This window comes from Streptomyces cellostaticus (assembly GCF_001513965.1).
Taxonomy (GTDB): Bacteria; Actinomycetota; Actinomycetes; order Streptomycetales; family Streptomycetaceae; genus Streptomyces; species Streptomyces cellostaticus.
Window position 1 is genome coordinate 244114 of sequence record NZ_KQ948024.1, and the last position, 12751, is coordinate 256864.

Here is a 12751-nt window from a genome sequence, read left to right on the forward strand (position 1 = left end):
CGTACGAGCCGTAACCAAGTCACTCCATCGGCCGTTCCCGGGCAGAACGCCCGCGCCGACCGACCCATGGATGTGCCTTGCCCAGGTTCAGTGTCATTGTCCCCGCGTACATGGTCCAGGCGTACCTGTCCGAGTGCCTGGATTCCGTGCTCTCGCAGTCGTACCCCGATCTCGAACTGATCGCCGTGGACGACTGCTCGCCGGATGCCTGCGGCGCCATCGTCGACGAGTACGCGGCCCGCGACGCCCGCGTCAAGGCCGTGCACCTGGCGGAGAACCAGGGTCTTGGCCGCGCCCGCAACGCGGGCATGGCCGAGGCGACGGGCGACTACCTGCTCTTCCTGGACAGCGACGACACCCTCACCCCGGGCGCGCTGCGTGCGATCGCCGACCGGCTCAAGGAGACCGGCGAGCCGGACGTCCTGGTCTTCGACTACGCGCGCACCTACTGGGACGGCGAGACGGCCCGCAACCAGTTCGCCGCCCAGCTGACCCAGCAGGGCCGCGCGCAGTTCCGTCTCGAGGACCGCCCGGGGCTGCTGCGGGTGCTGATGGTCGCCTGGAACAAGGTCTGCCGGCGGGAGTTCGTCGCGCAGCAGGGCTTCGAGTTCCCGACCGGCTACTACGAGGACACGCCCTGGACGTACCCGGTACTGATGGCCGCGGAGTCGATCTCCACCCTCGACCGGGTGTGCGTCCACTACCGGCAGCGCCGGCAGGGCAACATCCTCGGCACCACCAGCCGCAAGCACTTCGACGTCTTCGAGCAGTACGACCGGGTCTTCGCGTTCGTCGAGCAGCGCCCCGAACTGGCGCGGTGGCGCCCGGTGTTGTTCCGCCGCATGGTCGACCACTTCACGACGATCTTCACGAAGAAGGACCGTCTGCCGCCCGGCGCGCGCGCCGAGTTCCTGCGCAAGGCCCGTGCCCACTACCGCCGTTACCGCGCCGTGGGGGAATCCGTCCCGCTGCGCACCCGGCTGCGGCACACCCTGGTCCGCCTGGGCCTGCACCGCGGCTACCGGGCCCTGCAGCTGGCCATGACAGCCCGCCGCCGCACGCTCAAGCTCGCCGCCAAGCTCGCCCGGGCCCTGAAGGCGGCCGCTCTCCAGCTGCACTACCGCATCCAGCTTCGCCTCCCGCTGCGCGCCGACCGTGCCGTCTTCTCCGCCTACTGGGGCCGTGGCCACGGCTGCAACCCGGGCGCGCTGGAGGCCGCGTTCCGTCAGTTCGCCCCGCATGTGCGCACGGCGTGGATCGCCCGCCCCGAGTACCACCAGACCCTCCCGCCGGGCCCTCGCCGGCTGCGCCCGGGCACGGCCGCCTACTGGACGGCGCTGGCCCGCTCCAAGTACCTGGTCAACAACGTCAACTTCGACCGCAGGCTGCGCAAGCGCCCCGGCCAGGTCTTCGTCCAGACCCAGCACGGCACCCCGCTCAAGCACATGGGCCTCGACCTCCAGGAACACCCGGCGGCCGCCCGTGACACGGACTTCGAGGAGCTCCTCAAGGGCGTCGACAAGTGGGACTACGTCCTGTCCGCCAACCGCCACACCACGCTGACCTGGGAGCGCGTCTACCCCGGCGGCTACACCATGCTGGAGTACGGCTACCCGCGCAACGACGTCTTCCAGAAGGCCACGTCGAACGAGGTGGCCCGGCTGCGCGCCCTGCTCGGCATCCCGGACGGCACGGTCGCGGTCCTGTACGCCCCGACCCACCGCGACTACAGCCGCACCCAGCGCCCCGCGCTCGACCTGGAGCGCGTCGTGCGCCGCCTCGGCCCCCGCTTCGTCGTCCTGGCCCGCGCCCACTACTGGCACGACGGACCGCTCGTCCGGTCCCGCGCCGACCGGATCATCGACGTCAGCGCCCACCCGAGCATCGAGTCCCTCTGCCTCGCCTCGGACGCGCTGGTCACCGACTACTCGTCGCTGATGTTCGACTACGCCAACCTGGACCGGCCGATCGTCGTGCACACCGCGGACTGGGACGCGTACGAGGCCGCCCGGGGCACCTACTTCGACGTGCGTGAGGTCCCGCCGGGCGCGGTCGCCCGCAGCGAGGACGAGCTGATCGACATCTTCGCCACCGGCCACTGGCGCGGCTCGCGCTCCGCCCAGCTGCGCGCGGCCTTCCGGGAGCGGTTCTGCCCGTACGACGACGGACGCGCCGCCGAACGCGTCGTACGGCATGTCGTGCTGGGCGAGACGCAGGGGCGGCCGGCGTTCGTCCCACTCGCCGAGCGCCGGCCGGTGCCGTCGGCCGCCTCCGGTCTCGCGCGCTCCCCGCTCGCCACCGTGCGGCAACCTTCCGGTTCCTTCCCCGTCACCGAGCGCCGCTGAACACCGTTGGCCCTCACGGGAGTTCCCATGCCCCTCAGTACGACGCGGCCCACTCCGGTCCGGCCGTCCACCTGGCGTCCCGCCGGACGGCCCGGCCGCGTCCGCAAGACAACAGAAAGAGCAGAATGCCCCGCTTCAGCATCATCGTCCCGTCCCACGGGGTCGCTGGTCGGCTGTCCCAGGCGCTGGACTCGGTCCTCGGCCAGTCCTTCGGCGACCTGGAGCTGATCCCGGTCTGCGACGCTCCCGACGCCCCGGCCGCCGCGGTGGCCGCCGCATACGCCGAGCGGGACTCCCGGGTGGCCTCGGTCAACTCACCGCCGTCCGCCGGTCTGAGCGGGGCGCGCAACGCCGGGATGCGGGCGGCGACCGGCGCGTACGTACTGTTCCTCGACGGCGACGACCTGCTGCTGCCGGGCGCGCTGGCGGCGCTGGACGCGCGGCTGACCGAGACCGCCGGCGTCGATGTGCTCTACGCCGAGCACGAGCGGACCCCCTGGTGGGAGGGCGAGCCGACGAACCCGGCCGCCCCGCTGCTGGCGAAGGCGCCCAAGGGCGCCTTCGCCCCGGACCGGTTCCCCGAGCTGACCGGCGTGCAGCTCCCGGCGTGGAGCGCCGTCTACCGCCGCGCCTTCCTCACCGAGCACCGGCTCGTCTTCCCGGACAGCCACTTCACGGACCTCGGCTGGGGCGGGCTGACCACGCTCGCCGCCCGGCGGATCGCGGTGCTGCGCCGGGTCGTCGTACGGCACCGGCTGCGCCGGCAGGGCAGCCGGCTCAACCTGCCCGGACCGCACCAGCACGCCCTGCTGGACCAGGTGGAGCTGGTGCTGACCCTCGCGGCGGAGTGCGGGCTGCCCGCCGAGCGGACCCGGGCCCTGTTCGAGCAGCTGTTCACGTATGTGCTGAAGACGGCGTCCCGGCCGGAGCGGCTGCCCTCGGGACACCGGGCGTTCTTCCGCCGGGCCGGCCGGCTGTACCGGGCGCACCGGCCCGCGGGCCACCGCGCGCCGGGCGGCAGCCTGGGCGTGCAGCACCGGCTGCTGGCGACCGGCGCGTACACCGCGTTCCGCGCACTGCGCGGCGCCAACCAGGCGGCGGCGAAGGCCTCGGAGAGCCTCCCGCACCCGCACATGCTGCGCACCCGGCTGCGCTACGCCTGCGATCTGCGCCGCCCCCTGGATCCCGGCCTGGCCGTGTTCTGCGCCTACTGGGGCCGCGGCTACGCCTGCAACCCGGCCGCGATCCACGCCAAGGCCCGCGAGCTCGCCCCGCACATCCGCCCGGTGTTCCTGGTCGAGGCCGACCAGGCCCATGCGATGCCCGAGGACGTCGACTTCGCGGTGATCGGCTCGCGCCGCGCCTGGGAAGTACTGGCCCGCGCCAAGTACCTGGTCAACAACGCCAACTTCGCCGAGGGGATCGTCAAGCGGCGAGGCAGCGTGCACCTGCAGACCCAGCACGGCACCCCGCTGAAGACGATGGGCGTGGACCAGTCGACGTACCCGGTGGTGGCCGCGCAGTCCGGCAGTTACACCAAGCTGCTGGGCCGGGTGGACCGCTGGGACTTCAACCTGTCCGCCAACCGCCACTCCACCCAGATGTGGGAGCGCGCCTTCCCCGGCTCGTACGAGCATCTGGAGTACGGCTATCCACGCAACGACGTCTACTACACGGCGACCGCCGAGGACGTCGCCCGGGTCCGGCACGAACTGGGCGTGCCCGAAGGCACGACGGCCGTGCTGTACGCGCCGACCCACCGCGACCACCACACCGGCTTCGAGGCCGGCCTGGACCTGGAGGCGTTCTGCGCGGCGGCCGGCGAGGACGTGGTCGTGCTCCTGCGCGCCCACTACTTCTACGACCGGGGGCGCTTGCAGGGCCCGGGCCGGATGAGCCGGATCATCGACGTCACCGCGCACCGCTCCGCCGAGGACGTGTGCCTGGCGGCGGACGCGCTGGTCACCGACTACTCCTCCATCATGTTCGACTACGCGAACCTGGACCGGCCGATCGTCGTGTACGCCGACGACTGGGAGGTCTACCAGGAGACGCGGGGCGTCTACTTCGACCTGGTGACCGAGCCGCCGGGGCCGGTCGTCCGCACCCCCGAGGAGCTGGCCCGGGTCTTCCGTGACGGCTCGTACACGGGACCGGAGGCCAAGGCCCTGCGGACCGCGTTCCGCGGGCGGTTCTGCCAGTTCGACGACGGGCGGGCCGCGGAACGCGTCGTACGGCGGGTGCTGCTCGGCGAGCCGCCGGAGGCGATTCCGCCGGTGATCCCGCTCGCGGAGCGCATCCCCGCCCCCGCCGCCGCGACCCTCGTGAGGAGCTGACCCGCCGTGCCCCGCTTCAGTGTCATCGTCCCCTGTTTCAAGGTGCAGGGCTTCCTGCGCGAGTGCCTCGACTCGGTGCTGTTGCAGTCCTTCAACGACTTCGAGCTGATCGCCGTGGACGACTGCTCGCCGGACGGCTGCGGCGCGATCCTGGACGAGTACGCGGACCGCGACCCGCGCGTGAAGGTGCTGCACCTGCCGCAGAACGTCGGCCTCGGCCGCGCCCGCAACGCCGGGCTGCCGCACGCCACCGGCGACTACCTGTTCTTCCTGGACAGCGACGACACGCTCACCCCGGGCGCGCTGCGCGCCATGGCCGACCGGCTGGCGGAGGCCGGCGACCCGGACGGCCCCGATGTCCTCGTATTCGACTACGCGCGCACCTACTGGTGGGGCGGCACCCGGCGCAATGTGCTCGCGCACGTGCTCGCCGAGGCCGGCGCGGACACCTTCACGGTCGCCGACCGGCCGGAGATCCTGGACCTGCTGATGGTGGTGTGGAACAAGGTCTACCGGCGCGACTTCGTCGAGGAGAACGGCTTCGAGTTCCCGCCCGGGTACTACGAGGACACCCCCTGGACCTTCCCGGTCATGCTCAGCGCCCGCCGGATCGCCGCCCTGGACCGGATCTGCCTGAACTACCGGCAGCGCCGCCAGGGCAACATCCTGTCCACCACCAGCCGCAAGCACTTCGACATCCACGACCAGTACGAGCGGGTCTTCGCCTTCGTGGAGCGGCACGAGCAGCTGTGGAGCTGGCGGCCGTACCTGCACCGCAAGATGGGCGAGCACTGCCTGGACATCCTCGCCAAGCCGGACCGGCTGCCGCCCGCGGACAAGGCCGAGTTCTTCCGGCGTACGGCACAGCTGTTCCGCAGGCACAAGCCCGAGGGCGCCCTCCTGGACGGTGAGGTCGCCCTGCTGGAGGGCGGCTACGCGGCATACCGGCTGAAGCGGCAGGCCGCGCTGGCCGGACGGGAGGCCGGACGGCGGGCGGAGCAGACCCGCCGGACGACCGCGGCACGGGCCCGGCGCGGCTGGGCGGGGCTGCGTGCGCGCCTGCCGCTGGACCCGCACCTGGTGGTGTACTCGGCGTCCTCGCACCGGGGCGTGCTGGGCGATCCTGCGGCCGTGTACCGCAAGGCGGCCGAGATCGCCCCGCAGCTGCGCGGGGTGTGGGTGGTACGGGACGAGGAGACCGCGGCGCAGCTGCCGCCGGGCGTCGAGCACGTGATCGTGGGTTCCCGGCGCTATCTGGAGGTCACCGCGCGGGCGAACTTCTTCGTGAACGACGTCAACTGGCCCGGCTCGCTGGCCAAGCGGCCCGGGAGCGTGCACGTCCACACCCACCAGGGCACCCCGCTGAAGTACATGGGCGCCGACCTGCTGGACAAGCCCGGCGCCCGGCTCGGTTTCGACGTGCCGCAGATGCTGCGCCGGGCCGACCGCTGGGACTACAGCCTGGTCGCCAACCGCCACTCCGAGCTGGTCTGGGAGCGGGCCTACCCCTGCCACTTCGCCTCGGCGCGCACCGGCAGCCCGCGCAACGACGTGCTGGTCGGCGCCGGTGACCCGGGCGGCGGCGATTTCCGGCTGCGGCACGGCATCCCCGAGGACCACACGGTGGTGCTGTACGCGCCGACCCGCCGGGACTACCGCCGGGGCGGACACGTGGACCGGATCGACCTGGCCCGGTTCGCGGCCGACCTGGGCGAGGGCCACACGCTGGTGGTCCGGCTGCACCCGACGCTGGCGACCGGTCCCGCCCGCGGCCTGGGCCTGGCCGAGCTGGCCCGGCGCGGGATCGTGGTGGATGCGACCGACGAGCCGCACGTCGAGGAGGTGATGCTCGCCTCCGACGCGCTGCTCACCGACTACTCGGCGCTGATGTTCGACTACGCCAACCTGGACCGGCCGATCGTGGTCCATGCCGACGACTGGGCCGCGTACACCGCGAGCCGGGGCGCCTACCTCGACATCACCGCCGAGGCGCCGGGCCATGTGTCGCGCTCCTACCGGGAGCTGGCCTGGCTGTTCGCCTCCGGGTCATGGCGGGACGAGGAGTCGGCGCGGCTGCGGGCGGACTTCCGGGCGCGGTTCTGCGAGTACGACGACGGGCGGGCTGCCGAGCGGGTCGTACGGACACTGCTGCTCGGCGAGCCGATGCCCGCTGCCGAGCCGGGTGCGGTGCGGATCCCCGGTCAGAGCGTCACGGATGACCTGCTGGCCTCGAGGTGAGGCCGGCAGGTCACCGACGAGACCGGCTTACTCGGTGTCTTACTCGATGACGAGGTCGACCTCGATGTTGCCGCGGGTGGCGTTGGAGTAGGGGCAGACCTGGTGGGCGGTCTCGACCAGCTTGCGGCCGGTCGCCTCGTCCAGGGTCTCGGGCAGCTCGATGCGCAGCGTCACCTTCAGGCCGAAGCCCTCGCCCTGCTTGCCGATGCCGACCTCGGCGGTCACCGCGGCGTCGCTGACGTCCACCTTCGCCTGCCGGCCGACGAGGCCGAGGGCGCTGCCGAAGCAGGCGGCGTAGCCGGCGGCGAAGAGCTGCTCGGGGTTGGTGCCCTGGCCGTTGCCGCCCAGCTCCACCGGCATGGCCAGGGCGAGGTCGATCTTGCCGTCGGAGGAGACGGCACGGCCCTCGCGGCCGTGGGTGGCGGTGGCGACAGCGGTGTAGAGCGCGTCCATGAAGACCATCCCTCTGGAGTGTGGGGTTCGTTGCAACCACAAGTAGAGCACACGATTAAGTTGTGCACAACTCAATGGCTCGCAAGAGCTACCCTGGAACCATGACCGCCACCCAGACCCCCGCCCCCGAGGCGGACTGGCTCCGCCTGGACCGCCAGATCTGCTTCTCGCTGCACGCGGCGTCCCGCGCCTTCAACAGCGTCTACCGCGTGATCCTCAAGGACCTCGGGCTCACCTACCCGCAGTACCTGGTGATGCTGGTGCTGTGGGAGCAGGGCGACCTGCCGGTCAAGAAGCTCGGCGAGCATCTGCGCCTCGACTCCGGCACGCTGTCACCGCTGGTCAAGCGGCTGGAGGGGGCCGGTCTGGTGCGGCGCGAGCGCAGCGCGCACGACGAGCGGTCGGTACAGGTGCGGCTGACCGGGGAGGGCGCTGCGCTGCGCGAGCGGGCCCTTCAGGTGCCGCGCCGCATCATGGCGGCGACGGGCTTCGAGCTGACCGAGATCGGCGAGCTGCGCGAACGCCTGGACCGGCTGACGGCCGCGCTGGACACGGCGGCCCTGGAAGAGGCTCCCGAGCACCACTGACCCGGCTCGGGCGGACGTAGAGCCGGATGCTCACATCGCCCTGCACCAACTCCTGCCCGGGGACGAACTCCCGCTCCAGGACGGCGAGTTTGGCCCGCTCGGCGGAACTGCCCGGCGTCCAGCGCCCGGCGAGCAGATCCCGGTCGGCGAGGACCCACACCCGGTCGAGCCGGGCCATCCGTCGGCTCAGGACGCCCGGACCCACCTCCCGCCCGTACAGCGTCCCGGACTCGGCCCCGCCCTCCGCCAGCGCCACGTCCCGGGCCCCCCGGAACGCCCCCGGGTAGGCAAGAGCCACGTTCCGCGCCTGCACCGGCACAAAGAGCACGGGGTCCCCGGCCCGCAACTCCCGCGCGGCAACCCGGGAGACAGCGGCGAGGTCATCGGGCCGACGGGCAGGACTGCGGTCGTCCCGGAGCAGGGGAAGCTGCTGGACGAGAACGAGAGCAAGGGCGAGAACACCGGTCAGGGAGACCAGCAACTGCGGTGCCGGGTGCCTTTCCGGCGTCCCGTCGTCGTGTGGGCAGTCGTTCCGCAGGGCGATGGGGGTCCCCCCGCTCGAGCGAAGCCGAGAGTGAGGGAGGGCGGGCACACGACGACCACCGGCCGACAGGCGGCCGACGACCCCCGCCACCCGATCCGCCCCCGCCGCCACCAACACCGGCGCCCCCGACAGGGCATACAGCACGTACCGGTCGACGTACAGCGGCGAGACCTGCGACGCCAGTATCAGCGCAACCGGCGGCACCACGGCCAACGGAAGACAGACCCCCGCACAGGTCACCTCGCCCCGCCGCCCCACCACCCCCACCAGCCCCAGCACCGCCAGCCCGAGACACGCCCAGTACACCCCGTCCGTCGGTCCGAGAAACGTCCGCAGCAACCCCTGCGCCGTCTCCACGGTCGGCTCCCGCAACCACGCCACCTGCGCCGACTGCTCACGCGAGACGAGGACCATCGGCAGCAGCGCGAGCGACACCGCGCCTGCCGCACACCCCCACCCCCGCCACGCCCGCACCCCCGCCCGGGCCAGCGCCAGCGACACCGCGTGGGCGAGCAGCAGCAGGACCGCGAACTCGTGCAGCCAGCAGGTGAGGCCGAGGACGGCGCCGTAGACCCACCAGGAACCCCCCTGCACGGCCCGGACGAACAGCAGTGTCGCCCCCGTGGCGCCGACCGCGACCAGGGCGTAGGAGCGGCCCTCCTGCGCGTAGTGACCGGCCATCGGCGTGATCGCGTACAGCAGCCCGGCCCACAGCCCGACGCGCGGCCGGACCAGCCGGGTGCCGAGCGCGGCCACCAGGCCCGCGGTGGCCGCCGCCGCACAGACGGACGGAAGCCTGAGGACGACCTCGCCGGGGTGGACGGCGAGGACGGCGTGCATGAGGAGGTAGTACAGGCCGTGCACCGCGTCCACCCCGTGCAGCAGCCGCCAGATCTGCGGCGCCGTACGGCCCGCGACCTGGAAGGTGACCGCCTCGTCACGCCACATCGCGCCGCGGTCGAGACCCCAGAGCCCGAGCGCGAGCATCACCAGCACGGGCACCGACACGGCGACCGCGCGCCGGTCGCGCGACGGGACGTGGCCCGGCGCATCGGGCGCACTCGGCGCACCGCCCGCCGCGTCGGTCGTTGCACCGGTCGGTACGACGGCTGCCGCTGCTGCCGCCCTGCGTGACGGTGGTTTCCCCTGAGGCCTGACGTTCACCACGGCTCGATCTTTTGCGATTAGCCAATCTTTTCCGCTCATTGACGGCGTATCGGCATGGATACACCATCCGCCCACATTAGGCTCCCACGTGATGAACCGTCCCCGTGTCACCCCCGGCCCGGTCCTCGCCCTCACCGCCGTCTGGCTCGCCACCCGCGCGCTGATGCTGTGGCTGCTGACCCACGACAGTGCACGCCTGCTCGGCGGGGGTTCGGTGACGCGTGAGGTGTGGCGGTTGTACGTCCACTGGTACGGCGTCCTGGGCCACGGCGCGTTCCCGGCACACGACACCACGTGGCAGTACCCGCCCGGCGCGGGCGTGGTGCTGCTGGCGCCGGGCCTGCTGCCGTGGTTGACGTACTTTCAGGCGTTCGTGGTGCTGACGCTGGCCGCGGACGCGCTGGTCGCGACGGCACTGGTCCGCGCGGGGACGCGGCCGGGCCGGAGCCTGCTCGGCGCGGCCCTGTGGACCGGCGGTCTGCCGCTGCTGCTGCACCTGCCGCTCGCGCGCTACGACGTGCAGGTGACCGCGCTCGCCGTCCTCTCCTTGTTGGCGTTGGCGCGTTCCCCACGCGCGGGCGGTGTGTACGGGGCGCTGGGCGCGCTGGTGAAGGTGTGGCCGGCGCTGGTGCTGCTGGGGACGCCCCGGGAGCGTACGACCCGGACGGCGTGGACGTGGGCGACGGCGGGCGGGGCCGCCGCCCTGGCCCTCTTGGCGGTGTCGTTCAACAATCCGCTCGCCTTCGTGCGGGAGCAGGGCGGCCGGGGCGTGCAGATCGAGTCGCTCGGCGGTACGGCGCTCAACCTCGCGCGGCACGCCGGCTGGCCCGGCCGGGCCCAGTACCGGTATGGCGCGATCGAACTGGCCGGTCCGCACGTGACCGCCGTCACCACCGCCTCCCTCACGTGCACGGCGGCCGCCTTCGGGCTGCTGCTGCTGTGGCGGGTGCGGGCGCGGCGCTGGAGCGAGGCCACGCCGTTCGACGCCGCGCTGAGCGCGGTGCTGCTGTTCACCGTCACCAGCCGGGTCATCAGCCCCCAGTACATGATCTGGCTGCTCGGCCTGGCCGCCGTGTGCCTCACCTCGCGGTACACGAGCCAGCGCCCGGTGGCCCTGCTGGTCCTCGCGGCGAGCGCGCTGAGCAGCGTGGCCTTCCCGATGTTCTACCGTGAGGTGGTCGACGGCACCTGGACGGGCTGCCTGCTGATGCTGGCCCGCAACGCAACGCTGGCGGCCGCCGCGGTGCTGTCCTTCGTCCGGCTGTGGCGCTCCACGCGGCCGTCCGCGGGAAATACCGTGCCCGCGAGGGAACCCCGACCCGATTCCGACCGTCTTCAGGATCGAGCGCTAAGCGTCTCTTAACGGGTTATTACCGAACATTTCTACGCTCCCGGCTCGTGGACCCCATGCATCCAGACCTGCCAGACCCGCAGCCGACCCCCCAGGTCGGTGTCGTCGTCATCGGCTACAACGACGCCGCCCATGTGGCCGAAGCCGTGCGCTCGGCGCTCGATCAGGGGCCGGCCGTCGGTGAGGTCGTCGCCGTGGACGACTGCTCCACCGACGGCAGCGGCGAGCTGCTCGCCCGCCTTGCCGCCGAGGAGCCCAGACTGCGGGTGGTGCGCCGGGAGGTGAACAGCGGGGGCTGCGGCAGCCCGCGCAACACCGGGATCGACGCGGTGACGATGCCGTACGTGATGTTCCTGGACAGCGACGACGTGCTGCCGCCCGGTGCGGTGGACGCGCTGCTGGCGGCGGCCGCACGGGCGCGCGCCGAGGTCACGAGCGGCCTGTGCGTGCGCCGGGAGCTGCCCTCGGGGAGCGAACAGCCCTGGCAGGCACCCCTCTACACGGTGCAGACCGTTCTCGCGCGCCCCTCGCAGCGCCCCCGTCTGGTCCACGACACGCTGTGCGTCAACAAGCTGTACAGGACCGACTTCCTGCGCGAGCACGACATCCGCTTCCCCGAAGGGCGCTTCCTCTACGAGGACATCGTCTTCACGGCGCGGGTGCTGGCCGCCGCGCCGCGCATCGCGCTCGTACCGGACCGCGTGTACGTGTGGCACGTGCGCCGGTCCGCCGAGCAGTTGTCGCTCTCCCTGGACCGAGGGCGCATCGACAACTGGAAGGCGCGTACGGAGGCGTGCGCGCTGGCGTACGACATTCTGCTGAGCGCCGGCCAGAAGGAGCTGGCGCGGGCCGCGCGGGCCAAGTTCCTGGACCACGAGGTGCGGATGTACGCGCGCGAGCTGGGGTTGCGCGATGCGGACTACCAGCGCGCGTGGTGGGAACACACCCGCGAGTACCTCGAGCGCTACGACGCCGCCGACTGGGAGCTGAACCCGGGTGCACCCGGCCGGCTGCTCGCCCGGGTCATCGTGGAGTCCCCCGAGCCGGGCGACCTGCCCCGGCTGAAGGAGCTGGCCGCCCGCCCGGCCCGGCTGCTCCCGCCCTACGCCCGCACCCCCGACGGCACGCCCGTCTGGTCCGACGGCCTCCCCCAGGTCACCCTCACCCCCTTCCTGACCCGCCCGACCCGCCTCCTGCCGCTCGCCGTGGACGGCGAACTGCACCCACGCGCGCGTGGCGCCCGCCTGTGTCTGCGGCTGCACGAGCTGTACGGGCGGATGGCCGAGGCCGGGCCGCAGGAGGTGGAGGCGGAGTGGCAGTGCAGGGAGAACGGGCGCACGGCCCAGCGCGCGACGACCGCCTTCGCACCCTCGGGCGAGGACAGCTGGTCCGCCGAGGTGCCCGTCGACCTGGCCGCGCTCGGCGTGGGCACCTGGGACCTGAACCTGACCGTGCGCTTCGCGGACGGCACGCACCGGGACGTCACGGCGCACGCCCTGACGGGCGCCGGCCGGCTGCGCCGCCGCGCCGTCCCGAGCGCCCGGCACGGCGTGCTGCTGGTCCAGCCGTACGCCACGCACTCCGGTGCGCTGGCACTGCGCATGGCCACCGGGCTGCGCGGAGTCATGAAGATCGCCCGTGGACGGCTCCGCCGCCTGCTTCACTGAGCACCGGGCTGCACCGACAGACACGGGACTGAGAGCCACCGGCCGCCACAGGCCGGTCGATGA

The 12751-nt window shown here is 72.7% G+C and carries 8 protein-coding genes; 6 read left to right on the forward strand and 2 right to left on the reverse strand.

What is annotated here, in order from left to right:
• Positions 1-77 precede the first annotated feature (77 nt).
• From AQI88_RS21130 to AQI88_RS21140, 3 genes are all read left to right on the forward strand, one after another.
• A complete protein-coding gene (locus tag AQI88_RS21130) occupies positions 78-2345 on the forward strand; it encodes a bifunctional glycosyltransferase/CDP-glycerol:glycerophosphate glycerophosphotransferase (RefSeq protein ID WP_067001593.1) in 2268 nt (755 codons plus the stop codon).
• Between the two features lie 125 nt (positions 2346-2470).
• Positions 2471-4681 (forward strand): bifunctional glycosyltransferase/CDP-glycerol:glycerophosphate glycerophosphotransferase, encoded by a 2211-nt coding sequence (locus tag AQI88_RS21135; RefSeq protein ID WP_067001596.1) that lies wholly within the window; start codon positions 2471-2473, stop codon positions 4679-4681.
• 6 nt (positions 4682-4687) lie between these two features.
• Entirely contained in the window at positions 4688-6919 is a 2232-nt protein-coding gene (locus AQI88_RS21140) for a bifunctional glycosyltransferase/CDP-glycerol:glycerophosphate glycerophosphotransferase (RefSeq protein WP_067001599.1), read from the forward strand.
• A 39-nt stretch (positions 6920-6958) separates the two neighbouring features.
• Here the strand turns inward: AQI88_RS21140 and AQI88_RS21145 are convergent, their stop codons facing one another.
• On the reverse strand, positions 6959-7372 hold the full coding sequence (locus AQI88_RS21145; protein ID WP_067001772.1) for an organic hydroperoxide resistance protein: 414 nt from the start codon (positions 7370-7372) through the stop codon (positions 6959-6961).
• Between the two features lie 74 nt (positions 7373-7446).
• On the opposite strand from AQI88_RS21145, the gene AQI88_RS21150 reads away from it, so the two are divergent.
• A complete protein-coding gene (locus AQI88_RS21150) occupies positions 7447-7959 on the forward strand; it encodes a MarR family winged helix-turn-helix transcriptional regulator (protein ID WP_067001602.1) in 513 nt (170 codons plus the stop codon).
• Here AQI88_RS21150 and AQI88_RS21155 read toward each other — a convergent pair.
• Complete coding sequence (locus tag AQI88_RS21155; RefSeq protein WP_208615850.1) at positions 7844-9490, reverse strand: glycosyltransferase family 39 protein; 1647 nt, start codon at positions 9488-9490, stop codon at positions 7844-7846. The genes AQI88_RS21150 and AQI88_RS21155 overlap by 116 nt on opposite strands.
• Positions 9491-9761: 271 nt before the next feature.
• On the opposite strand from AQI88_RS21155, the gene AQI88_RS21160 reads away from it, so the two are divergent.
• Together AQI88_RS21160 and AQI88_RS21165 are read left to right on the forward strand one after the other, a co-directional pair.
• The gene (locus AQI88_RS21160; protein WP_208615849.1) at positions 9762-11033 is read left to right on the forward strand and encodes a glycosyltransferase 87 family protein; all 1272 of its coding nucleotides are present in this window, start codon (positions 9762-9764) and stop codon (positions 11031-11033) included.
• Between the two features lie 44 nt (positions 11034-11077).
• Positions 11078-12688 (forward strand): glycosyltransferase family 2 protein, encoded by a 1611-nt coding sequence (locus tag AQI88_RS21165; RefSeq protein ID WP_067001608.1) that lies wholly within the window; start codon positions 11078-11080, stop codon positions 12686-12688.
• Positions 12689-12751 lie beyond the last annotated feature (63 nt).